Source organism: Ligilactobacillus animalis KCTC 3501 = DSM 20602 (genome assembly GCF_001434535.1).
Classification (GTDB): domain Bacteria; phylum Bacillota; class Bacilli; order Lactobacillales; family Lactobacillaceae; genus Ligilactobacillus; species Ligilactobacillus animalis.
This window is the reverse complement of sequence record NZ_AYYW01000037.1, coordinates 93313-117562: the sequence shown is the minus strand read 5'-3', so window position 1 is coordinate 117562 and position 24250 is coordinate 93313. Positions and strand designations below refer to the sequence as shown.

The window sequence follows — 24250 nt, the reverse complement described above, 5'->3', positions numbered from 1 at the left end:
TAGCTTATAATTTCAAACTATTTTTTATCTTCTTGATCAAGGCTTCGATCTGGTCGGGGTCGCCCCCACCCAAATGATTCCAATCGATCCGGGGAATTATCTTGGTGTTAAAAGTCTCACATAGCAATTGATAGATCGTGACTTGGGATAATTGCTTTATCCAAAGCGCATCCGCTGTGGCAAAAGCCCGTTGGATCGCACTACTGCCCTCCTTAGCCAAAGGTTTAAAATCCGAAAAAACTGCATTGAATAGGTCAGTGCTTGGATAAGATTCCAGTGGCCCTTCGACTACTTCAACGATCTGGGCTAAGTCGATCTCAGCTGGATCACGAGCTAATCTAAAACCACCATTATTGCCGGAAGCAGACGTCACTAAGCCCCCAACGACCAACTTGCGCATTAATTTACGCAGATAGGTCTGTGAGCCTTTGAGTCGGGCGTTGATCACAGTTGAGGATAAGGGAATATCTTGTTCTTGCGTCGCTAGCAACGCTAAAATACAAACTGATTGTTCAAACCCTCGCTTTAACTGCATACTTTCACCCCCTATAGCTGTTTATAAAATAGCAATTGTGAACAATTTTCTTGGATAACGAACCACTCGTTGACAACGTATCTTTCGATGACTTCAAAGCCACAGCGCTCAAGTAATTTGATCGAGGCCTGATTTCGCTTAGCAACTCGTGCTTCTAGACCGACCGCTCCTTTGCTTTGAGCGAAATAGCTAAGTGCCTTAAGCGCTTCGGTCATATAGCCCTTGTGCCAATAGTTTTGATTTAGCACATAGCCTACTTCAAAGACAAGTCCAGCTTGGTGGGCGGGAACTTCATAGAGACCGATATTGCCAATGACTTTTTGCTGTTCTTTGAGTTCGATCACAAAATGCTTTTTACTTTGTAACATCTTCCCAAAAAATAGCGCCTGCATCAAAGTCTCACACGGCATAAAGCCTGCATCTTTAGCCACCTGCTTTTGACTAGTGTATTCTAAAACATCAGCTGCATCTAGTGGATCAAAGGTCCTCAACAAAAGGCGCCTTGTCTCTAACATCGCACCCACCTCGTTTGGCGACATTCATTATCTAAATTATACGCTTGCCGCACTTTAATTGCCATCATCTACCCGGTTTATTTTGATCATTTTGTCGCTTTTTGCTCCGCGCTTCAAAGGTGTAATCCAAATTCGTCACTTTTTGCGGGCGCGTTGCTAAAAATAAGCAAATGATCTCACCGACGACTGTTAAAGCTAAAACAACATAGAGCACGGGGATCTCAGCATCTCGAAAACGCCGGATCAACCCAGTAACCATTTCTAAAATATAAAAACACATCAAAAAATAAACCATGATCTCCATTGCCATCATCGCAGAATCTGGCGCCACCGACTGCCAAATTTGGACAATAAGCGCAAGTGGGAACGTCAACAAGACCGTCAACATCGTGATCCCTAAATACCCCCACCAAAAGTCTGCTCGTCCCATCCGTTTATCAGTCCTGAACGTGTCACGTAACATCAATTTAGTAGAAGCGATCAAGTTAGGCTCGGGATTCTCATTTTTTCCAAAAGTCCGTTTTTCTTGAGCTTCTTTGGCTTCAGCTTGTCTTTTAGCTAGATATTTCTCATTTTCTGCTCTGATCTGATCAACTAATTCGGCTAGACTCTGTGCATCTTTTTCAAGCTTAGGCTCAGGCGTGGTCTCAACCTCTTTTTCCTCAGCTTCTCTTGGCGTCTCACGGTACTCAAAGATCGCTTGATCATGCCCACAATAAGGACAATAGTTAGCATTGACGGGGATCTTTTCGTTACACTTGCGACAAGGTTTTTTCTCACCTTCCAGCTCACGTTCTTGTAAGACACCGCAATAAGGGCAATGCATGCGCGCTTCATCGATCTCACGACCACAGCGTTGACAATAAACCATAATTTTTTTGCATCCTTTCGTTACTCGTTTTTACCATTATAACGTAATTTCTTTTAGTGGGTCTAATAAGCTTAAACCTTTAAATCGCTTTAAGTAGCGCCTGACCCTTGTTATAATGATTCACGAACATACTTTAATAAATTATTAAAATTTATACTGTGATAATTTGCTAAAATTAATATGTTTAGTATTTTAAATAGATAAAGGGGTAGTCTTAATATGCTGCATACAGCACTACTTATGCTCGGTGTCGGTATCTTTGCCGGCATCATGGGATCTATTCTCGGGATCGGTGGTGGGATGATCGTTACCCCGATCGTCACTCTCGCTATGGGTCTTGATATCAAATATGCGATCGGAGCTAGTATCATCGCTGTTATCGCGACCAGTTCCGGATCAACGATCGCTTTTCTAAAAGATGATGTGTTGAATTTACGGGTCGCGATGTTTCTTGAGATCGCAACTACGATCGGGGCGATCATCGGAGCCCTATTGACCGGGGCCTTTGATCCGATGATCTTATATATTCTCTTTGGTAGTCTGTTGGTCTTTTCCAGCTGGAACATGTACCGTAAAATGCGCAGTGGCCAAGAAGTCTTACAACACGTCACCGCTGATAAATGGGCCGAAAAATTCAATCTTAATAGCTCTTATTATGACAAAAACACCAAACAGCAGGTCGATTATCAAGTGGAAAATGTTCCCGGTGGTTTCTTGATCATGCTGGGAGCAGGGCTAGCGTCTGGGATGCTTGGGATCGGTTCGGGTGCCTTTAAAGTCATGGCAATGGACGGGGCGATGAAAATGCCACTCAAACCTTCAAGTGCTACCAGTAATTTAATGATGGGCGTTACGGCTGCAGCTAGTGCAACGGTCTACTTCTTTAACGGTTCGATCAGACCTGATCTAGCAGTTCCCTTAGCCTTAGGGATCTTAGGCGGTTCAACGATTGGGACCCGGATCATGCAGGTCTTACCTTCAAAGATCATTCGCTTGATCTTTATCCCGATCCTACTTTACTTAGGATTACAAATGATTCTTAAAGGATTTGGGGTGGCGATCTAAAATGTCAAAAAATAACTCTACACGCAAAGAAATGTTAGAAGTCGAGCTCGTGATCGGTAAAATAATGCGGATCGGTGTCTTATTCTCAGCTGCCGTAATGATCTTAGGCTTTGCTATGTTTTTGATCACAGGCAACAGTGGTTATCCGGCCACGAGCTTTCCAACTACTCTACCTGCGATCTGGCAGGGACTCATTAGCTTTAAGGCGTACGCTTATATGATGGCTGGGATCTATCTTTTGATCTTGACCCCGGTCTTACGCGTTGTGATCTCTATCTATGCCTTTTACCAAGAAAAAGATATGCTTTACGTCAAAATAACCAGTTTGGTCTTGTTGATCTTGATCATTAGCGTTATCGTAGGCCACCACTGATTTTAAAGAAAGGACTAATTTTATGCCAAACAACAATCAAAATCACCCTGATGACCGCTCCACTAGCTCTAGCGCTGCGATCCCAAGTCGCCGTGAGACTTATCGTAATCAAAAAACACACAAAGCTCGAAAACAGCGCCACGCAAAGCCTAGTTCAAAGCGCCGGGGATGTTTCTTTTGGACACTATTAGTCACTGTGGTCGCACTGATCTTTGGCGGGCGCTATGCTTATCAAAAATATACCAGTGCTAAAAAAGCAGCAGATTCGATCTATAATTCTTCAAATATCAAAAAAGCGCGTGATGTGAATTCGACCTTAAAAGATGGGCACCCGATCTCGGTCCTTTTGATGGGGACTGATACTGGTGCTTTAGGTCGGACTTTCAAAGGGCGGACTGACACGATGATCGTGGCCGTGCTGAATCCCGAGAAAAAGAAAATGACCGTGGTCAGCCTGCCGCGTGACGCTGAAGTAGCTGTCTCGGGCTATGAAGAATACTTCCCAAGCAAACTAAATTCTGCCTATGAATACGGTGGTTCAGCCACAGCTGTTAAGACTGTCCAAAAATATCTCAACGTCCCGATCGACTTTTACGCGACGATCAATATGGGCGGTTTGGAAAAACTGATCAATGCCGTTGGGGGCGTTGATGTCGACCCACTACTAACATTCACCTATGACGGGCAAAGCTTTGAAAAAGGCAAAAAGACCCATATGGACGGCAAACGTGCTTTAGCTTACGTACGTATGCGCTATGATGATCCTGACGGTGATTATGGTCGGCAAGCGCGCCAACGCCAAGTCTTGACACAAGTTGCATTTAAGGGTGCCGATCTGACCAACTTGATCAATGAGAAATTCCTCTCCACGATCTCAAAACAAATGGTGACTGATCTGAGCTTTGATGATCTCGTGATCTTAGGTAGCAAATATCGCGTTGCCACTCACGACATGCAGACCGACAGCTTACGGGGCCAAGGCCAAATGATCAACGGTGAATCATTTGAAGTACCTACAACAGAAGAAAAACAACGGATCACCGATCTTTTACGTTCAGCTCTCAACTTAAAGCAAGCTTCGACTGGGAATACTCTTTCTGATTCCGCTCAGATCGACATTGAAAGTAATTAAAATAAGAGTCAGCGTCGTATAAATAATAGGGACCCCACTATGATTTAAAATCATAATGGGGTCCCTATTATTTACGCTCGCACTTGGGGCATATCTTTTGACCTATTTTTTAGCTAAATTAAACTGAGCTACCACAATAACAAAGAGCGTTGCAAGCCCCATCATGGCGATCATCACGGTAAATAGCATATTGTACGATGAATTATCCACGATCAAGCCACCAGCTAAGGGACCGATCGCCCGCCCTAAAGCAGCAAAAACACTGACCGCGCCCTGATATTTACCCTTTTCACTTAAAGTACTCAAGTTATCAACAACAGCTGGGATCGTTGGGAAAGTCAAGATCTCACCCAAGGTCACGATAACCATCGTCAGGATAAAGTGAGGATAATCAGTCGCAAATAATAAGGTGAAAAAGCCAAGGACAAAGATCGCTGCCCCTAAATAGAGCTTATAGATCAGTTTTATCTTTAAAATATCATCCAGTAGCTTATTTAGTAGTGGCTGACCACAGACGATCACGATCCCATTGATCGTCCACAAGAAACCATAACTCTTAACGGAGATCCCCAATGATTCCATGTAGATCGACAAGTTGCTCTGCCATTGTGAATAACCGGTCTCGATCGCAAAGAAAAGAACTAAGATTGCTCCGATGACCCAAACATAGCGTAATGGCGTCTTATCATGTCCCTTTTTAGTCGCCTGTTCTTTGACCAAAGCAGCTTCGGGCACATAATAATGGTGGTAGACCACAAGCCAAAAGAAAGCAAACAAGATAAAGTTGATGATAAAGATCCACTCGATACTTATCTCAACGAGTAGCCCAACAAGTAACGTACCGATCACGACACCGACATTTTGCATGAAATACAACATGTTAAAAACTTGGCGTGAACTTTTTTCTTTGATCCCAGTGGCTAACGAGTTTTCGATCGTGATCGCGATCCCCCCACCAAAGTTATCCAAAAGTAACAATATCGCAAATGTCGGCCAACCGTTGAAAAAGATCAATAAAAAGACCGCTAACGTCGATAAAAAGATCGCTCCTAACAACCAACGCCGAGCATTTTTACGATCTTTATCATACATCCGGCCACCTAAATAACTACCAGCGATCAACGCTAGCGAATTGATAAAGAGCACTATCCCAGCCGTAGTCAAACTTTGGCCAAGATAGTTGTGCATGTAGATCGTAGTCAGCGGCCATAATAAACTACTACCGACCGAAACGATAAAATTACCGCATAATAACCAGCTTAATTTTAATTCCCTTTTAGCCATAATTTCCCCCTAAATAACAAAAAAGAGACCGTACAAGACAGCCTCTTTTCGATTCAAAAGTCTAAGCGTTATGACTTAGACCACTTATTAGTCTTTTACTACGTTAGCAGCTTGTGGTCCGCGTTCGCTTTCTTCAACATCGAAAGTTACGTGTTGGCCTTCATCTAAAGTCTTGAAGCCTTCACCTTGGATAGCTGAGAAGTGTACGAATACATCGCTACCATCTTCGCGTGTGATAAAGCCAAAACCTTTATCAGCATTAAACCATTTAACTGTTCCTTGTTCCATAATAATTGAACTCCTCCTTGCGCCAATCTCGGCACATTAAAAAATATAGTGTAATTCCTCTAATCAGCGCATAATGGAGAAAGTTATCAAAGATAAATCCTAGCCACAATAGCCTATACAGAAATACGATTATAATTATAGCACACGATTTTTTTTAATGATACTAAAAAGCCTTATTTGACAAAAATATAATGTGCAGCTTTATAACCGATGCTTGTTTCTTGCCCATTTTGGGTAAAGCGTAAACGGATCGGTCCTTCAAATGGTGCATGTTCCAACACCTCTAACGTATCCCCGATCTTAATATCGATGTCATCTAAGTAAGTCAAAAGATCGTGGTTATCGGTAAAGCGATCGACCGTGATCGTACTGCCTGCTTTAGCTTCAGATAACGTCAAGTGGCTTTCTTCTTCATAGTGTCCGAGTTTATCAGGGATCACCCCACCATGCGGACAATACTTGGGATGATCCAAAAAGGCTTCTAAATGATCCATCAAGTTATCACTTGTCACATGTTCCAAAACTTCGGCATCACTGTGCACATCTTGTAATTTATAATTTAGCTTCTCTACTAAAAAAGTCTCCCAGAGGCGGTGGCGTCTAACCAATTTTTCAGCTACCTTTACACCTTCATCCGTCAAAGAGATCCCGGCATAAGGCGCATGTGTTGCTAGCCCTTCTTTCACTAGCTTATTGACCATTTCCGTCACCGAACCAGCCGCGATATTTAAACTCATCGCGATCTGTTTATTTGAGACTTTCTTCTCTCTTCCGCCTAATTCAAATATTATTTTTAGATAGTCTTCTTTTTTCGGTGTCATTTCAAGTACCTCGAAACACTTTATTTATTCAAAATAGAACTTTACTTGTCTATTATAACAGAACTTTGGTAAATTACAGGCTTTCTGCCCGCTAGTTTCTAAATTCTTTATCAATAATCAGTTGCATATCTGGTGGTATAGGACAGGAAAATTCCAGATACTTTTTGGTGAACGGATCGGTAAAACCGAGCTTTCCCGCATGAAGGGCTTGGCGTGCGATCAAAGTACGTTCACCACCATAAAGCTTATCGCCCAACAATGGATGCCCGTTTTCACTAAAATGGACGCGGATCTGATGCGTACGCCCAGTGTGTAGTTTGACCTGAACTAATGATAATTCAGCATTGCTCTTTTCAAGCCAGTATTCACTCTTAGCGAAGCGACCATCCGACGTGATCTGGTATTTGACATCATCAGGTACACGTGCGATCGGACCTTCGATAAAGCCGTGTTCACGCGCTATTTGCCCCTGGACCAATGCAAAATAACGCTTATCCATTCGATGTGATTCGACCTGACTAGCAATTTGGGCTTGGGCAAAGCTGTGTTTGGCAAATAATACCAACCCGCTCGTATAGCGATCCAACCGCGTAATGATCCGTGGCGCTTTTACAGCTGAACCTTGTTCGATGAGATAGCCCTTGACCCGATTGACCAGCGTATCGGTGCTATTACTTGGCCCAGGTACACTCGTCAAACCAGCTGGCTTATTGACAACGAGCCAAAACTCATCTTCATGGATCACTTCGATCGGTGCATGACTGACCGCCACATTTTCTTCTGCAGCATCAGCCGGTAATTTCAAGGTGACCGCAACTGGTCGATCCAATAAAATTGCAAGTTTAGTTTTTTGGCCATCGATCAAAACCTGACCATATCCTTTTTTTAGCTTGCCATACAGACGTTGACTGACCCCTTGTTTGCGTAAGAAACTCTTTAAAGTCTGTTGTCTTGTATCTTCTTTTTGCCAAGTAACCTTCATCTGATCCTTCTTTCTAGCGCCAATATATCATTATCAAAATATCAAAGATCATCACAAAGAGTAGCAGCAACAGCATAGCCTTGAGCCAAAAATCTTGTGCGACGATCAATGGTGCTAACAAGCTACCTAAACAGTACCAAGTAACTCCAAGTAAGATAATGATCATTTCAGCATAATTGCGTTTAGGTAACATATTGATCCCCCTTGCTTTTAAAAGCGACAACGATTCACATACTTACTATACCAACTAGCCTTGTCTGGCGCAAATGACTGTGTGAATTGTAAGTTGATTTGTAGTAAAATGTAAACTAGTTTACTAATATTACGAGAGAGGTGAATTTTTATGGCACATATTACGCCTAATAAATGTCGCCCATTATACGCCACGGTCTACCTAGTGTTATTTCTCAGCTTGGCAACTTTGGTCAAATTAAAAGCCCCACTCATTGTCAGTTTTGATACCGCTGTTCAAAAATTACTGCTACCGATCACCAATTCAACGATGACAGACTTTGTCGATAAGCTGACTTTCTTGGGGGGCCCCGAGATGTCACTTATCTATTGTCTCTTATTGTGTTTGATCGTTTACCTATTACATGATGTTTATAATGCGATCTGGGCTTTATTGACAGTCGTCGGTTGTAACTTGATCAATTGGATCGTTAAAAATCTCGTTGCTCGCCCACGCCCTAGTGATCGGTTAGTTGAGATCGGGGGCTATAGTTTTCCTAGTGGCCATACATTTGGCACAGCGCTTTTTGTTTTGTTAGTCTTTGTTTTATTCCTACCCCATCTCCACAACCAAGGAATAAAAACTCTTCTACACGTTCTAGGCGTTCTTTGGATCATCGTGATCGCTTTGACTCGGATCTATCTTCACGTCCATTATCCGACCGATACGATCGCCAGCGTCTTATTAGTGGGTTTCTTATTTGAATGCTCTTTGATGTTGTCAGAAGCTTATTTGAAAAAACATCCCGAGCAGCAACACGACGCATAAAAAGGTTTGGTGACATCTTCATCAAACCTTTTTTGTATACTATATTTATATATACCCCAAACGTAGCCGAAACGTGTTCGACAGTACAACGCCTAGTAAATAACGCAGGGGCACCACGATGCAAAAAACGCATCTGAGCTATATAGACTAAACGTGTTCGACAGCATAGCTCCGTACAGATAACGCGGTCCCTCCTACAATGCAAAATACGCATTATAGGAGGGACCGCGTTATCTGTACGGAGCTACCCGTGCTGTCTCACACTCTGTCTCACATTCTTATTCAACTTGTCTGCGGCCTCTAGATCTGGGCTGTCTGGCATGCGACTCGCTAAGCCCCAGTAGTAAAAGACTAGACTTACCACTATGATGATCAAAAAGTCATACGGATACTTGATCCAATCTTGCCCGTTGAAACCTTTACTTCCTGCATACGACATCATTGACAAGAAAGCTAGATATACTAACAACCAGCCCCCACTCTTGAGCTGACGTTTCCATGAAATCTGCCCATTTTTACGGTCGTAATACATGTACATCGGAAGCCCTAGTAAGATCGCAAAAATAACTTGAACTGTCGTGGGCCACATCGCCCAATAGATCGCTAAACCTGCGATCACAAAGGTTAGTGGTGCGATCACGGGCATCATCTTTGAATGCACCGGACGCGTATAATCGGGCCGTAATTTGCGAAATGCCATAACTGTCACCGGACCTGTGGCATATGCGATCAACGTCGCTGTCGCCATCACACTGGCTAAGAGAGCCCAATCACGAAAAACTAACACCAACAAAGCTCCCACTGCAAAATTCGCTAAATAAGCAAAACGTGGATTACCATACGTACTATCGACCTCGCCTAACCACTTTGGGATCCGCCGATTCAATGTCATTGCTGCTAAAGTTCGCCCTGATGTGGCCGCAAATGAGACACCCGTTCCAAATGGTGAAACAAAAGCATCTAAATACAAGAGTACGGCTAACCAGTGGATACCTAATAGAATCGCAATATCAGCAAACGGCGAGGCAAAATTCAAGCCACTCCATCCATGCGTTGCCAATTGTGTTGGCGTGATCGTCCCAATATAAGCGATCTGAAGCATGATATAAATGACTGTTGCGATCGTCAGTGAGATCGTGATCGCGCGGAAAATATTTTTCTGAGGATCTTTGATCTCACCACCGATATTGATAACTGTTTGAAAAGCATTATACGACAAAATGATCCCTGAAACTGTAGTAGCCTCAAATACTGGACTTGAACCATTTGGCATAAATTCAGCTAAAGTATGACCAAAATTTTCTACATAAAATCCAGAACTCATCAATAAAATGATCGTCAACAACGGGATCGCGATCTTAAAGACTGAGATCAGATTCGTAAATCGCGTTAAAATGCTAACGGACCAAAAATTCAACAGGGTAAATACCACCATAAACAGGAAGACTACGATCAATCCTTTACCTACGATCTGCCCATTTTTCATAAAATCATTCGTCCAGTTAGCCCATGCCCACGGCCAAGTACTCATATACTGGACGGCGGCTACCGCTTCGATCGGGATCAAAGCTACTAAAGAGAGCCAATTAGCCCACGAAGCGATAAAACCAACTAACGGTCCATGACTATACTGCGGATAGCGACTCATCCCGCCGCTTTCAGGTAACATAACACCTAATTCGATATAATTGAACGCCACGATCCCGATCACGACCGCCCCAATAACCCAGGAAATAACGGCGGCTGGGCCAGCAACACTGGCAGCCTCACTGGAACCAAAGAGCCAACCTGAGCCGATCAACGAACTTAAGGCTAGCATTGTGGCTGAAAATAAACTTATACTTCTTTTTTGCACGATCTGCACCTCGATCAAACTGACCATACACTTGGTCTGGTCGAATATTTCTTATGTTACCATTTATTTAAATTTGGTGCAATTCACTTAGAGTGTGAGGTAAAGTGGTCAGCACCATATAAATAACAGGGAACTCAGCATGATGCGCATTTTGCATCGTACTTGGTTCCCTGTTATTTGCTAGGTGTTGCTTTGGCGAACACGTTTCCACTATATAGCTTAGCTACGTCTTTTAACAGCAGTAGCTACATTTTCCTTATTCAAAACCATTTTGCCGGCTCAATTCATTGAACCAATGGCCTGATTTCTTCAGCGTTTTGATCTGAGTATGGATATTATCTCTGATCAAGCCATAGCGATTGCGGTAGGCATTCTTCCATGACCAACAATCGATGCCCGTCCAGACAAAATAACCTTTGCAATTAGAACCAGCTTGGATCCCCTTATGCAATTCTTTCAAGTGTTTTTGCATAAATTCGATCCGATAGTCGTCACAGACCATACCAGCTTGATCCATAAAGCGCTCTTCGTTCGAGACACCCATCCCATTTTCAGATACGAACCAGTCGATATTGCCGTAATTATCGCGAATATTTAAAGCAATATCATACAAGGCTTTAGGATAGATCTCCCAGCCCTTATCGACGTTCATCACACGACCTGGCATCTCATATTCATCAAAGTAAATGTCTGGCATCCATGGTTGTAAACTCTGGGAAGAAACGGCCGGTGCCTTGACTCTAAATGGGTGATAGAAGTTGATCCCTAAAACATCGATCGTATTTTCTTTTAACAACTCAACTTCAGCCGGAGTTGCTTCCCACAAGACGCCATCTTTAGTCAAAATATCGACTAATTTTTGTGGATAATGGCCTAAGATCGCTGGTTCTAAGAACATCTTGTTGGCCCAAAGTTCAGCAAATTCCGCAGCCGCCCGATCTTCGGGGCTATCGCTGGCTGGATATGCTGGGGTCAAATTCAGGATCGTCCCGATCTTTTTATACTCATCTTGTCCGTAAAGTTCGCGGAAAGCCTTGATCGCTTTGGCTGAAGCTAAGTTCAAGTTATAAGCTACTTGAACTGCTAACGGACCATCGACTTTTAGCGGATAGTGGAATTGGTAGAGATAACCACCATCTAAGATCACTTTAGGTTCATTAAATGTAAACCAATGATCAACCCGATCACCGTAAATTTCAAAACACTTCTTGGCAAAGCCCGCAAAAAGATCGGTCACGTGCTTCGATTCAAAACCGCCGTATTTATGTTGTAATTCGATGGGCATATCGAAATGACATAAATTGATATATGGTGTGATCCCGTTAACCAACATGGCATCGATCACACGACTATAAAAATCAGCACCTTCGGGATCGACTTCACACGTTTCAAAGTCTGCGATCAAACGGCTCCATTGGATCGAGGTTCTTAAAGCTTTGATCCCGGCTTGACGCATCAACTTTAAATCGCTTTCATAATCGTTATAAAAATTAGACGTTGTATCCGGGCCTACGCCAGCGTAAAATTCATTTGGATCTTGCGCATACCAATAGTCAAAAACATTTTGATGGCGTTTTTTAAAGTTACCTTCTGATTGTGGACCAGATGTCGCTGCTCCCCAAACGAAATTCTTTGGAAATGTATACATAGTTTTCATGCCTCCATTTTGTGTTCAAAATTGATCGCAGCACCTAAAAGATTTGCTTGTTCATGATACTTGCAAACCGTTATTTCAGGCATTACGTCAGCGATTTCAACGTGTTCTTTGATCTTAGCTAGGTGCGCACGGAGCAGCGGTAAAAGTTGTTCATTTTTGGAGATCGCACCCCCGATGATGAAAAGCTCTGGGTCAAAACTGTACTGCAGATCATAGAGCAAAGTCGCTAACGTCTGCATTGCTTGCTCAACTTCAGCCTGAGCCACTTCATCCCCCGCCTGAGCTCGCTCAAAGACTTCTTTACCACTGATATTTCGTCCCGTTTTAGTGTTATAGCGCTTAGCCAAACTAACGGGGGAAACTGCTTGGCTGACAGTCATCTCTTGTCCGAGCAGTAAGTAACCGACCTCACCGGCCAAGAGATGTGCACCGTGGCGGATGCGTTTATTTTCGACCAAAGCACCCCCCGACACCGGTCCCGATCACTAGAAAGATCGCATCTTTGACAGCTTTGCCCGCTCCATCGACCATCTCGGCTAAGGCGGCACAATTCGCATCATTTTCTAAACTGACCGGTAAGTCAAAGTGCTTTTCCAATTCCGCTTGGATCTTAAAATTGTGGATATAGGGTAGCGCACTCGTTCCTTTGATCACACCTGTTTTTTGATCGACTGCTCCTGGGCTACTGATCGCAACGCCTTGAATTGGATATTGTTTTTTTAATGACGCAACGACAGCTTCCAAGCAAGTATAAAATTCAGCTAACATCTTAGGTGTTGGCTTAGCTGGCAAAACTTCCAAATTTGGACCTTGCTTTATGCCAAATTTGATCGTCGTGCCACCAATATCGATCAAGATCAAGTTCTCCATAGCACCCTCCTAATTGTATATACTTTTACCTCTAGTAAAAAAGGTGCGCTCCATACTCTGCGCACCTTTTATCTTATTTACCTTCTTCGTCTAAGCGTTTGTAGACGGCAATGATCTCTTTAGCTAGATCAACAAATGTGATCCCTGTCATCAAATGATCCTGTGCGTGGACCATATATAGATCGATCTCTGTGTGTTCACCTTGAGCTTCTTTGGTCAACATATCGGTCTGCACATTATGCGCATCCACGATCGCTTGATTTGCATCTTTGATCTTTTCTTCAGCCAAAGCGAAATCACCGTTTTTCGCAGCTGTGATCGCTTCGACGGCACAGTTTTTCGCATTGCCACCCGCCATGATCAGGCCCATGACGATCTGCATTCTTTCATCTGTCATCTTGTTCTATCCTCTATCCCATGATTTTTTCAGCTTCATCAAGCACATTTTTACCGTTCATCATGCCATAATCTATCATGTTGATAACTTCCATTGGCACTCCAGCATCATCACATTTCTTTTGGACATCAGCTTTCATATATGCCACTTGTGGTCCTAACATCAACACATCGGGCTTTTCTGTTTCAAATTGATGATCGATATCAGCCACTGATTTAGCAAAGATCTCATAGTCTTTTCCACGGTTCTTTGCTTCTTCTTGCATTTTTGCAACTAACATTGAAGTTGACATACCTGCTGAGCAGGCTAACATAATAATTTTTTCAGCCATTGTGATTCATCCTTTTCCTAAATAATTATTTTGTTTCATTTGCTGCTTCTTGTTGGCAGAGATATTTATCGTACTTCTTAGCAAATGGCCAATACATCCCAACTGAGATCAGTAAGACGATCGCTTGCCATAATGCCATCTTCCAGCCCCCGATCAAGAAACCTGAAATGATCGGCGGTGTCGTCCATGGTGCGGCAGCTCCAGTTGGTGGAACTAAGCCAAAGTAGATCACCAAGTAAGTCGAAAGTGCAACAACAACTGGTGTCATGAAGAACGGAATCGCTAACCACGGATTCATGACCAACGGGATCCCAAATAGAAATGGTTCGTTGATGTTAAAGATACCTGGTACAGCTTCAACTTTACCTAATGACTTGAATTGGACTGATTTGGCTGCTGTCAAAGTAAAGACAAGCAACCCGATCGTGATCCCTGAACCAGTCAAATTGATGAAGTTGTTGTAAAATTCGTTTGTTACGATGTGAGCACCATTTTGCATGGTCAATTCGCCCTTAGCGAGTAAAGCAGCGTTATCAGCGGTATTTGGTAGTAAGAAGGCACCACCGATACCACCCATGATCAAGCCCCCGTGGACCCCAAAGAACCAGAAGAACACGACCATGAAGGCTAAGATCAAAGCACCACCGAGCGAGTCAGAAAGCCCTTGCAAAGGAGCTTGTAAAACATCGTAGATCCATTGCAACATATCGGTGTTGAATACTTTAGCAAAGAAAGCGTAGATCAACATCGAAACTGTAATGATCACACCAGATGGGATCATTGCTGAGAATTGGTTAGCTACGTTAGCTGGTACTTGTTCTGGCAAGGTGATCTTCCAACCAGCTTTAGCCATCGCTGTATAACTCCAACCGACTAAGAGACCAACAATGATCGCTGCGATCATCCCTTGTCCACCTAACCAAGTCATGTTGATCGCACCCGTTACAGGTGAGGTCAAATAATTTTGGATGACTTGTGGTAACTTATCGATCTGTTCAGCAACTTGTGTCCCGGTATAAACGACCTTGCCGGCAGCATCTGTGATCCCGGCACCATCTTTACCCATTGCTGAAACTAAAGGACTGTTGACGACTAAATTTTGTAGTAACAAGAAAACTGATAGGGCTGTTAGGCCACAAGGTAGAGCTTCTTGTTTTTCATTTCTGGCATACACATAGGCGATCCCAATTACCGTCCAAATCGAAATAATGGCAAATGTTGTTTGATATGCTTGATTAAAGAAGACTGACCAGCCAATATCTTTGAACCATTCTTGTACCGCAGGGATCGGGAAGGAGTTCAAGATCAAGAAGATCGATCCGATAATGATAAATGGTAAGGCATAGACCATACCGTCTTTTAATGCTACGATCGCCTTCGTATTCACAAATTTCATGATCGGAGGTAATATCTTAGCATTGATGAACGCCCCAAATGAGCTTTGCTTTTGTTCTGCCATTTGTTTCATCTCCATATTCTTTTAGTTTATATTTAACCGCTTACAAAAGCGTACGCACATTATGGGCGCCCAAAATGCAAAATACATTTTTGTAACCGCTTAATCATTTTTACACACTTAGTATATATTCTTTTTTCCTCATTAGTCAACTCATATACATAAAAAGTATATACTGAATTAAAAATAGAGTTACAAAAAATATTTTAACTAATTTTGTTATAGCACAAGACTAGATCAATAACAATCAATATGCCCTTGAGATCAGCATACAAAAAAGGACCGCCCTGTGACGATCCTTACTTATACTCTTCAGTGAGTTCAGAAATTGATTTTTGTTCATTACGCGCCTGCAAAATGACTTTGATGACTTGCTTATCATCTAGATCAGTGACATTGACTCCATTTTTTTGGAGTTCTACTTTTGCCTGCTCGAGTTGTGCTTTTGAAATGTTATTTTGTTGAGCTAGTTCAGCAGCACTCAACTCATCTTCCACGGGTGGTTGGACATTATAACCTAACGCCCGCAATTCTGCATCATTTGAGCGTTTCAATGCTTGGGCTTTTTGGCGAATATCATCATAGTAATTATCCTTGATATTACCGTAACCTAAGATCACTGCAAGTTGGGTATTGGATGACGTATATTCGTAGTTTTTAGCTAATGAATCAGCTCTAGCATAGATCTGTTCAAAATTCTTTGATTGAGCGATCACTTCTTTAAGCTCCATCTGCTTTTCAGAAGCTCGCTTGACCAAAATACTTAGACCCGAATTCTCAGAAGCAACTTGCTGGAATTTAGTCCGTGCCTTGCTATATTGCTTATTTTCTATCTGATCAAGTCCTTGTTCATAGCATTTTGTCTGCTCAAGATAAAGCTTAGCTGTTTCATCACTTGGCTTTTTCTTCAACGCATCTTGAAAAGAGATCTTAGCTGCAACATAATTACCATCATTAACATAGGCTTGGCCCAATTCTAGAGCCGATCGATAACTTTTAGCGGTCTCGACTCTTTTTGTCACACCGTAACCCACAAAGATGAATGCTAAGAAAAGTCCGATCACCGTCCACCATAGCCATCTTTTCATCATTTCGCCCCCTATCCCGTTCATTATAGCATTTATCGGCTATTTTGGCTGGAAGTTGCCCCCTACTAACCAAGTTTCAACTAAACTGATCCAACTTTGAACGGCTGGTTCGATATAGTTAGCCTTTTTAGCAGTTTGTTTGGTCCCCAGACTAAGCCCGTGTCGCCCATATGGATAGAGATGCATTTCAAAATCAATACCATGTTTACGCAAAGCTTGCGCAAATAACAAACTATTTTCGACTGGAACGCTTTGATCAGCAACCGTATGCCAGATAAATGTTGGTGGCGTAGCGGCGGTGACGCGTTTTTCTAAGGACAAGAATTCGCGCAGCTTTGGATCTTTACCAACTAAGTTATCAAATGAACCGCTATGGCTAAATTCTCCCGCTGTGATCACAGGGTAACACAAGATCATCCCATTAGGCTTGATCATCTCTTTTGCATAACCGTGATCGTTAAACAGCTCATCGGTCCATAAAGTCCCCAAACTCGCCGCTAAATGCCCTCCAGCAGACATTCCCAAAATAATGATCTTATTCGGATCAAGAGCAAATTCTTTAGCATGCGCACGCACATAGCGGACACTTTCGGCTAGTTCGAGCAAGGCCACGGGATAACGCGCTGGTGCACAGCTATACCGTAAAACAAAGGCCGCTAGATCCATCCCTAAAAATTTGAATGCTACTGCTTCGGCTTCACGATCACTTGTCATCCGATAAGCTCCCCCTGGACAGATGATAACAGCCGGACGCTTACGTTTAAGGTCGATCTCAGGTGAATTATCGGGAACATACCCCGTCAATTCCGCCGTCGTTGATAGGGGCGTTATCATTTTCTTTGTAAAGTATTTCATCTTATTCACCTCAAAAAAAGACCATCACCCTTTGGCAACAGTCTAAACTTTCGTAATTATACTGGTAAGACTAACGCTAATAATGCAACTGCGATCAAACCAAAAACGACTGAAAGGCCCATTGAGCGTGAGCGGTAAGCGACCCCGATCACGATAACAGCTGCAAAGATCTTGGCTAGATAGCCTAAGCCAATAAAAGAGTAATCCTTTGTATTGATAAAAATATCTTTAACGACCAAAGCCGTAAATAAGGATACCGGCACATATTTCATCCACTCATTGAACCATTGGGGGATCTCACGGGTAGAGAAGATACGCAACGGAATGAAACGGGGCAAAAATGCCACCACCATTGATAATAGAACTAAAATCAAATGATCCATACTCGACATATGCATAACTATTCTCCTGACTTGCTGATGACTTTGCGACTTGCTTTAGGCTTGATCTTCTTGAGTAAGAAGCCTTTTGCATGCCCGTGCTTGACTAAATAATCTTCGACCATAAAGCCGACCAATGAAGCGAGCAACGTTGCCACCACAAGTCCCATCGTACTCTTGATCAAGACCATTGCGATGATCGCCAAAACGGCTGACAAAAGACTGATAAAGATCGTTAAAACATTCTTGATCTGCATGACGATCATATATAAGAAGAGCGCCGTCAATGCAAAATCAACGATATCCAAATTGATCTTGATCATATTACCGATCAAACTACCGACTAAGTTAGCACCTGTCCAGAAAAGTAATGAATAATGTTCGACCATAAGTGCATCTTTAGGTGTCCAACCCTTATCTGTCGCAAATTTCAAGTAGTTGACAGCATAGTTCTCATCATTTAACGAAGCTGCAAAAAGATAGAGAAATTTTTTGCTCGTCCCCCGCATATATTGCGATAAACTCGAACCAAGTAAGGCATAGCGTAATTCGAGAAAGAATAACATGATCAAGATCGTATGCATTGGGGCATTTGCCACCAACATTGAGGCGATCATAAACTGCGCCCCACCAGAAAAGACCAACAACGAGACCAACGTTGTTAAGATCCAGCTAAATCCAGCAGCATGTAGCAAGATACCACACGCTAACCCGATCGGAATGTAACTCAAGCATAGTGGCATTGAGATATCCAAGACCTCACGCCAACGTGGTTTTACATTTTCCAATTCAATTGCCTCCAGTGAAATTTAGTGACCAAAGCCACCAAAAGAGTATGGAGTGCCAAAAACACTCCATGTATATAGATAAAAAACTCCCTGTAATTTTGATTATAACACATTATTGTTAATGACAAAAACCGTGGCTAAGTCACTTTTAGAGTTAATTTTTTGTATGTAAAAAAGGCACCCCCTATCAATTCTGGGGTGTGCCTTTCACACTAACCGATAATAATTTTCTCAGTTGGCATCTTATAACTCAGATCACGGTCGCGTTTTCTGATAAAGAACATCAGGGTGTACAACATTCCGATCCGACCGACGAACATCAAGACCATGATCACGATCTTGCCGACAGTCGACAATCTATCCGTGATCCCCAGCGATAGCCCGGTCGTCCCAAAAGCCGAAGCCACTTCAAAGACTAATGACAATAAAGGAGCGTCCTCTGTAGCTGAGAGGATAAAGACCGCTGAAATACACAACAATGTCGATAAACTCACGACCACGATCGCTTTTTGGATATCTTCGCGACTGATCCGCCGATTGAAGATATTGATGTTGTTGCGCCCACGAATGAATGAATACAGATACAGGATAAAGATCCCGATCGTCGTGGTCCGCACCCCACCACCGACAGAACTTGGGCTAGCCCCGATGAACATCAACAGTGCCAGTAAAAGTAAGGTCGTGTGGTTAAAATCATTCATGCTGTTGATCTGAAGTCCTGCATTACGCGAGGAGACACTGTAAAACATGGCTGACATAAAATTATGCAGACTATCAGCCCGCAAATGCAGACCACCATTTTCCGATAGATACAGCAAGATCGTTCCTACAACTGTAAAGATCGCTGCAAAAAAGACCGCTAATTTACAGAACAGGGAAAATCTAAACTTGCGTAGTCCACGGTAACGCAGCTTGTAGAAGAACCAAGCCTCGATCTCAGTCAAAACTGGGTAACCGATACTTCCGATGATAACTAAGACCATAATGATCAATAAGAAACCATAATCCTGTCTAAACGGGGCGATCGAATCCCCGGTAACATCAAAACCAGCATTGGTGACCGCACTGATCGAGATGTACATTCCGTGAAAAAGGGCATCGGAAAAACTATCATAGACGTGACGCCACGTGAAATACAGGGAAAACAACAATCCAAAGACTAATTGGACCATGATCATCAGTCCAAAGACCGACGTCACTAATTTGACCATCCCACTCAAGCGCGGTTGGTTCATATCAAATTGGATCAGCTGGCGTTGATGTAACCCAATGCGTCGGCCAGTCAAGACCATCGCGACTGTGGCTAACATCGTGACCCCAAAGCCCCCAACTTGGAACAGTACTTCTAGCAAGATGACCCCATACTCGTTATAGACTTGGTCGATCGGAAAAGTCGACAGACCGGTCACACTGATCGTCGAGATCGCCATAAACAAATTATCTAGCAGCGTTGTTTTTGGCGCATCAGGCAACTTGATCCACGGTAAACACAGTAGACCAAAAGTAATGATCGTAGCGATGCCATAATATGCAACTAACAATTGGATCGGGGTCGCTTCACGATACTTGGCCCTGATCTTTTTCTTTAACCTATAAAACATTCCTAAACTATCCTAACTTGGCGATCTATTTGATCACCTGCATTTTTGAATAACTGATCACGATCTTTTGTTTCAACTCGATCGCCGTAACTGTATTCTCAAATTCAGGGTCAAAGATGATGATCGCCGAATTACGCAACTGCTTTTCGATGGTCCCCTTATAATGGTGGCGATGATAAACAAACTCGACATGGGTCCCAGGGACAAACGGCTTGCCTTTGGCTGAAATTTCGGTCTTCTTCTCTTCATTTCGCCGTGGCTTTCTTCTTTCCATCTTTTTCATCTCCCTTACTTAAATACATCTCCATTATAACGCAGATCCGACTTAAATTAAGAGATGAAGTGCCGATCAGACATCTTTTCTGAGCATCGTCAATGATTGGCGTAAGGAAGCCCAGATCCCCTTTTGATTGTAGACCAATACATTTACTCGATACATTCTAGCGGAAAAGGCAGCTAAGACCAAGGTGCTCAAGACTAAAATAACCAGGGAAATACTTGCCCCCATGAGCCCAGCTGTCCCGTTGGCCAATACGATCGGCATCAAGATCATGGAGAAAAATGGAATATAGCTACAGATCATCACGATAAAGTTACTTGGATCATTTGCCGCCACGACCAAGCCTAACATGTAACCCGCCATCATCAGATAGGTGACTGGCATGATCGCTTTAGGTGCATCTTCGGCCCGATTGACCAAAGAACCACACAGAGCAGCCAAGACCGCATAAAAGAGGGAGCCTGCTAGGATAAAGAGGATCAACAAGACGATAAAACTCGGTTCGATCCCCGTGAAATGTAAATTATCTAACATTTCATTTAGGCTATCGTTATCACGCATGATAAAGACTGCAATTCCGACCAAGAGCCCCGTTGCCACCAATTGAGTCAACGCAGCCAAGATCACCCCTAATAATTTTCCGTAGAAATGAGTCTTAGCGTTCGTACTGGATAAGATGACTTCCATGATGCGCATTCCTTTTTCACCCGCGATCTCTTGGGCGATCAAACTCGCATAGGTCAAAACTAAAAAGAACGTGAAGATACAAGCCGCATAACTCAAGGCAAATTTGACTCCTGAGCTATCCTTTGACGTCTTGACCTTGCCATCATCAGTAAAGGAGATCTCCTTACCTTCAAGCTTAGCTGGTTGCATCAATTCAGCAACTTGATCTGGGGTCAACTTGTATTCACCTGCTTTGAGTGACGTCTGGAGGCCATTTAGTCCCTGTTGAAGATTAGCCATCGTGGTATTGCCGGGAACTTTTTCGCCATAGACAGTGCTGGTCAACTTACCTTCTTTTTGCGTCAAGACGAGATAATGGTCTAGCTTTTCAGCTTGCAACTGTTTTTGGGCCTCCTTGACTGAATCCACTTGTTTTAACTTTAGATCGGGAAATTTTTGTTGCGCTAAAGCCTTGGCTAACACTGGTTGATCGGAATAGATCCCGATCGTAGTCGTCTCTTGGCCTCTATTCATGATCGCACCGATCAAAAAGCCGATCAAAACTACGATAAATGGCATAAAGACCCCGATCAAAAAGCTCGGTGATTTGACCGTTTTACGGTATACATCACTTGCGATCACCCATAATTTCTCAAAGTTCATCTTTTTCACCCGCCTTTAGTTTGAAGATCTCCTCTAACGTCAACGTTTCTTGGCTAAAGGTCGGAATATATCCATCCTTTGTTGCCAGTTCAAACAATTCACGCCCAGCTGCAGGGTCAGATAGAGTTACCTCTAACCTTCGTCCGCGCTCTTTGACAGCCACTACCCCTGGAACAGCTTGAACCTCAGCTGTAGTCAAGGGTGATTCTAAAAAGACTTTGATCTTACCAAACGAATCTTTGATGTCTTGGACTTTGCCCGCCAAAACTTGTCGTCCATCTTTGATCATCACCAAGCGATCACAGATCTGTTCCACATTGGCCATGTTATGACTTGAAAAGATCACACACGAGCCTTGTTTGCGCAAAGCGATGATCGCATCCTGCATGATCTGAGCATTGACAGGATCTAGTCCACTAAAAGGTTCGTCTAAAATGACTAATTTAGGCTCATGGATCAAAGTAGTGATCAACTGGACTTTTTGCTGATTGCCTTTGGATAAAGATTTGATCCTATCATTCTTTTTACCCTTAACTTGTAAATGATCCATCCAATAGTCGAGCTTTTCTTTGATCTCACGTGGTGCTTTCCCACGTAATTTGCCAAAGTACATGACCTGTTGTTCGATCGTTTCTTTAGGATAAAGACCGCGTTCTTCGGGTAAATAGCCGATCAGATCTTTTTGCTTTTCACCGATCTTTTCGCAATTCCAGAGAACTTTTCCCGCTGTTGGTTGCATCAGGCCCAACAACATCCGAAAAGTCGTCGTCTTGCCTGAACCATTTTGACCCACCAGCCCCAAGATCTCACCGTCTTTTATCTCAAACGATAGATTTTGTACGGCTTTTAGGGTGCCAAAGTTTTTGGCTAAGTGTTCCACCGATAACATTTATTCTACCTCAGTTTCTTTGTCGTACCATCTGAAAATATTTTTCCAGATAGATCTTATGTGCAGCTGCAATGATAATGTTATACAACATGACCTTTTGCTCGGAACGCTCCCCTGTTTCGAAACTCAACGCCCGCTCTTCAAAGACTGCGAGCAAAGTTTGTTCCAACTCTTCCCGAAAATACGTATATGCGGTTTGGATCGGATACGTCTCGCGTTGGACTTTGACAAGTAATTTTAGATCATCTAAGGCTAAGACCGTCTTAGAAATAGTGATAAAAAAAAGATAGGCGATCTGCTCGCGCGAATATTGCTTTTTTTCCGGGCGAGCGATCAATTTTTTCTTAACATAATTGCTGATCATCGATGGGGTCAATTCACTACCCAAAAGTGGTTCTAAATACTTGTTGATAAATGTAGCTGTCTGCTCCAAATAGAGTCCCACATCAGGTATCTCTTCAAAAGTAGGGAGTTTAAAATAAGCAACATTTTCCTGTTGTAAAATTTTTTTCATTGTTTACGTCCTTTCCTAAATTATAGCTTATCCTTTCATGTTCGCGCTATCAATATCTTTTGACAAATCGATAACACATGTTTATACTCAAATATACCATAAGTTTTTTAAAAACCGTTGAAAAAGCATATAAAAACTTCTATAAAGGAATAATAGAGATGAAATATAAGATCATTGCCGATTCTGGCTCAAATGTAACAACTTTAGCAGACATCGATTTTACCAGTGTCCCGATCACGATCATGGCTGGCGGTAAAGAATACATCGATGATGCCGCCCTAGATGTCTTAGTGATGACCGATGAATTGCGCGAATTATCCACCAAAAGTAGCACTGCTTGCCCTAATATCGATCAGTGGCTAACAGCTTTTAGTGAAGCAGATATCATCGTGGCCGTCACGATCACCGGTGCGTTATCGGGTAGCTATTCTGCGGCTGTGCAGGCCCGCGAACAATATTTAGAAGAGCACCCTAATGCCCAAGTCCTTATTTTAGATTCACAATCAGCAGGACCACGGATGCAACTTTTAGTCGAATACGCCGCTAAATTATTCGCAGCTGAAGCACCATTTAGCGAGATCGAAAGCAAATTAACAACTTATCAACAACATACAGGGCTTTTGTTCTCGCTTGAATCACTGACCAATTTAGTCAACAACGGCCGGATCAGTGCTGCAGCCGCTAAGATCTCCAATATGCTCAAACTCCGCATCGTCGGGACTGACACCGAGGGAAAACTCACCCCTGTCGGTAAGGCTCGAGGGCAAATCAAAGCCATCAATCTACTGTTAAAAGAAATGCAAGCGCAAGGTTTTAACGGTAAAAAAGCCTGCATTGCCCATTGTTTCAATGAAACTGGCGCTGAATCGCTTTCCCAAAAGATCAAGGAAACTTATCCCGCTTGCGAGGTAACGGTCACTACAACACGTGGTGTTTGCAGCTACTACGCTGAAGTCGGGGGCTTGATGGTCGGCTTTGAAAAACAATAATACAAACATGTTCGGCAGCATAACTCCTAGTAGGTAATAAGAGAACCGCCATGATGCACAATACGCATCTGGGCTATATAGCCGAAACGTGTTCGACAATGCAAC

The 24250-nt window shown here is 42.9% G+C and carries 27 protein-coding genes and 1 pseudogene; 5 read left to right on the top strand and 23 right to left on the bottom strand.

What is annotated here, in order from left to right; genetic code table 11:
• Window positions 1-4 precede the first annotated feature (4 nt).
• The 3 genes from FC30_RS06985 to FC30_RS06975 form a co-directional block, all read right to left on the bottom strand.
• Window positions 5-535, bottom strand: coding sequence for an Rrf2 family transcriptional regulator (locus tag FC30_RS06985; RefSeq protein ID WP_010690374.1), 531 nt, complete (start codon window positions 533-535; stop codon window positions 5-7).
• 11 nt (window positions 536-546) lie between these two features.
• Window positions 547-1050 carry a GNAT family N-acetyltransferase gene (locus FC30_RS06980; RefSeq protein ID WP_010690372.1) on the bottom strand — a complete coding sequence of 168 codons (504 nt, stop codon included), beginning with the start codon at window positions 1048-1050 and terminating at the stop codon, window positions 547-549.
• 64 nt (window positions 1051-1114) lie between these two features.
• On the bottom strand, window positions 1115-1921 hold the full coding sequence (locus FC30_RS06975; protein WP_010690370.1) for a zinc ribbon domain-containing protein: 807 nt from the start codon (window positions 1919-1921) through the stop codon (window positions 1115-1117).
• A 219-nt stretch (window positions 1922-2140) separates the two neighbouring features.
• Here FC30_RS06975 and FC30_RS06970 point away from each other — a divergent pair, with 219 nt between their 5' ends.
• From FC30_RS06970 to FC30_RS06960, 3 genes are read left to right on the top strand one after another with little or no spacing between them, the layout of a single operon-like run.
• A complete protein-coding gene (locus tag FC30_RS06970; RefSeq protein ID WP_010690367.1) occupies window positions 2141-2986 on the top strand; it encodes a sulfite exporter TauE/SafE family protein in 846 nt (281 codons plus the stop codon).
• Between the two features lies 1 nt (window position 2987).
• A complete protein-coding gene (locus FC30_RS06965) occupies window positions 2988-3359 on the top strand; it encodes a DUF1634 domain-containing protein (RefSeq protein ID WP_010690366.1) in 372 nt (123 codons plus the stop codon).
• A gap of 22 nt (window positions 3360-3381) precedes the next feature.
• A complete protein-coding gene (locus FC30_RS06960) occupies window positions 3382-4491 on the top strand; it encodes an LCP family protein (protein WP_010690365.1) in 1110 nt (369 codons plus the stop codon).
• A 102-nt stretch (window positions 4492-4593) separates the two neighbouring features.
• On the opposite strand, the gene FC30_RS06955 is transcribed toward FC30_RS06960, so the two are convergent.
• The 5 genes from FC30_RS06955 to FC30_RS06935 all read right to left on the bottom strand — a co-directional run bounded on the left by FC30_RS06955 (window position 4594) and on the right by FC30_RS06935 (window position 8059).
• Complete coding sequence (locus FC30_RS06955; protein ID WP_010690364.1) at window positions 4594-5775, bottom strand: MDR family MFS transporter; 1182 nt, start codon at window positions 5773-5775, stop codon at window positions 4594-4596.
• A gap of 87 nt (window positions 5776-5862) precedes the next feature.
• The gene (locus tag FC30_RS06950) at window positions 5863-6063 is read right to left on the bottom strand and encodes a cold-shock protein (RefSeq protein WP_004050761.1); all 201 of its coding nucleotides are present in this window, start codon (window positions 6061-6063) and stop codon (window positions 5863-5865) included.
• Between the two features lie 173 nt (window positions 6064-6236).
• Window positions 6237-6884 (bottom strand): metal-dependent transcriptional regulator, encoded by a 648-nt coding sequence (locus FC30_RS06945; protein ID WP_010690363.1) that lies wholly within the window; start codon window positions 6882-6884, stop codon window positions 6237-6239.
• Between the two features lie 91 nt (window positions 6885-6975).
• Window positions 6976-7866 (bottom strand): RluA family pseudouridine synthase, encoded by an 891-nt coding sequence (locus FC30_RS06940; RefSeq protein ID WP_010690361.1) that lies wholly within the window; start codon window positions 7864-7866, stop codon window positions 6976-6978.
• A gap of 13 nt (window positions 7867-7879) precedes the next feature.
• The gene (locus tag FC30_RS06935; RefSeq protein WP_004050766.1) at window positions 7880-8059 is read right to left on the bottom strand and encodes a hypothetical protein; all 180 of its coding nucleotides are present in this window, start codon (window positions 8057-8059) and stop codon (window positions 7880-7882) included.
• A 150-nt stretch (window positions 8060-8209) separates the two neighbouring features.
• Between FC30_RS06935 and FC30_RS06930 the strand changes: the two genes are divergently transcribed.
• Window positions 8210-8866 carry a phosphatase PAP2 family protein gene (locus FC30_RS06930; RefSeq protein WP_010690359.1) on the top strand — a complete coding sequence of 219 codons (657 nt, stop codon included), beginning with the start codon at window positions 8210-8212 and terminating at the stop codon, window positions 8864-8866.
• Between the two features lie 244 nt (window positions 8867-9110).
• Here FC30_RS06930 and FC30_RS06925 read toward each other — a convergent pair whose 3' ends face one another.
• The 15 genes and pseudogenes from FC30_RS06925 to FC30_RS06855 all read right to left on the bottom strand — a co-directional run bounded on the left by FC30_RS06925 (window position 9111) and on the right by FC30_RS06855 (window position 23156).
• Window positions 9111-10748, bottom strand: a complete 1638-nt coding sequence (locus FC30_RS06925) for an APC family permease (RefSeq protein ID WP_010690357.1) — start codon at window positions 10746-10748, stop codon at window positions 9111-9113.
• Between the two features lie 229 nt (window positions 10749-10977).
• Entirely contained in the window at window positions 10978-12369 is a 1392-nt protein-coding gene (locus FC30_RS06920; RefSeq protein WP_010690355.1) for a glycoside hydrolase family 1 protein, read from the bottom strand.
• A 5-nt stretch (window positions 12370-12374) separates the two neighbouring features.
• Window positions 12375-13248, bottom strand: a pseudogene (locus FC30_RS06915) (ROK family protein).
• A 73-nt stretch (window positions 13249-13321) separates the two neighbouring features.
• Window positions 13322-13645, bottom strand: coding sequence for a PTS lactose/cellobiose transporter subunit IIA (locus FC30_RS06910; RefSeq protein ID WP_010690353.1), 324 nt, complete (start codon window positions 13643-13645; stop codon window positions 13322-13324).
• A 13-nt stretch (window positions 13646-13658) separates the two neighbouring features.
• A complete protein-coding gene (locus tag FC30_RS06905; RefSeq protein ID WP_010690351.1) occupies window positions 13659-13976 on the bottom strand; it encodes a PTS sugar transporter subunit IIB in 318 nt (105 codons plus the stop codon).
• Between the two features lie 25 nt (window positions 13977-14001).
• Window positions 14002-15435 carry a PTS sugar transporter subunit IIC gene (locus tag FC30_RS06900; RefSeq protein WP_010690350.1) on the bottom strand — a complete coding sequence of 478 codons (1434 nt, stop codon included), beginning with the start codon at window positions 15433-15435 and terminating at the stop codon, window positions 14002-14004.
• A 296-nt stretch (window positions 15436-15731) separates the two neighbouring features.
• Window positions 15732-16520 carry a tetratricopeptide repeat protein gene (locus FC30_RS06895; RefSeq protein WP_010690349.1) on the bottom strand — a complete coding sequence of 263 codons (789 nt, stop codon included), beginning with the start codon at window positions 16518-16520 and terminating at the stop codon, window positions 15732-15734.
• Window positions 16521-16559: 39 nt separating this feature from the next.
• Window positions 16560-17375, bottom strand: a complete 816-nt coding sequence (locus tag FC30_RS06890; protein ID WP_010690348.1) for an alpha/beta hydrolase — start codon at window positions 17373-17375, stop codon at window positions 16560-16562.
• Between the two features lie 56 nt (window positions 17376-17431).
• Window positions 17432-17773, bottom strand: coding sequence for an AzlD domain-containing protein (locus FC30_RS06885; RefSeq protein ID WP_005919099.1), 342 nt, complete (start codon window positions 17771-17773; stop codon window positions 17432-17434).
• Window positions 17774-17775: 2 nt separating this feature from the next.
• Window positions 17776-18543, bottom strand: a complete 768-nt coding sequence (locus FC30_RS06880) for an AzlC family ABC transporter permease (protein ID WP_005919097.1) — start codon at window positions 18541-18543, stop codon at window positions 17776-17778.
• Window positions 18544-18755: 212 nt separating this feature from the next.
• Window positions 18756-20144, bottom strand: coding sequence for a TrkH family potassium uptake protein (locus tag FC30_RS06875; RefSeq protein ID WP_005919094.1), 1389 nt, complete (start codon window positions 20142-20144; stop codon window positions 18756-18758).
• A gap of 25 nt (window positions 20145-20169) precedes the next feature.
• Entirely contained in the window at window positions 20170-20418 is a 249-nt protein-coding gene (locus tag FC30_RS06870) for a hypothetical protein (RefSeq protein WP_005919090.1), read from the bottom strand.
• 75 nt (window positions 20419-20493) lie between these two features.
• Window positions 20494-21753 carry an ABC transporter permease gene (locus FC30_RS06865; protein WP_010690346.1) on the bottom strand — a complete coding sequence of 420 codons (1260 nt, stop codon included), beginning with the start codon at window positions 21751-21753 and terminating at the stop codon, window positions 20494-20496.
• Complete coding sequence (locus FC30_RS06860) at window positions 21743-22642, bottom strand: ABC transporter ATP-binding protein (protein ID WP_010690345.1); 900 nt, start codon at window positions 22640-22642, stop codon at window positions 21743-21745. Before FC30_RS06860 ends, FC30_RS06865 begins: the two co-directional genes overlap by 11 nt.
• A gap of 10 nt (window positions 22643-22652) precedes the next feature.
• A complete protein-coding gene (locus FC30_RS06855; RefSeq protein ID WP_010690344.1) occupies window positions 22653-23156 on the bottom strand; it encodes a DUF1836 domain-containing protein in 504 nt (167 codons plus the stop codon).
• 158 nt (window positions 23157-23314) lie between these two features.
• Here FC30_RS06855 and FC30_RS06850 point away from each other — a divergent pair, with 158 nt between their 5' ends.
• The gene (locus FC30_RS06850; protein WP_010690343.1) at window positions 23315-24145 is read left to right on the top strand and encodes a DegV family protein; all 831 of its coding nucleotides are present in this window, start codon (window positions 23315-23317) and stop codon (window positions 24143-24145) included.
• The last annotated feature ends 105 nt before the right edge of the window (window positions 24146-24250 follow it).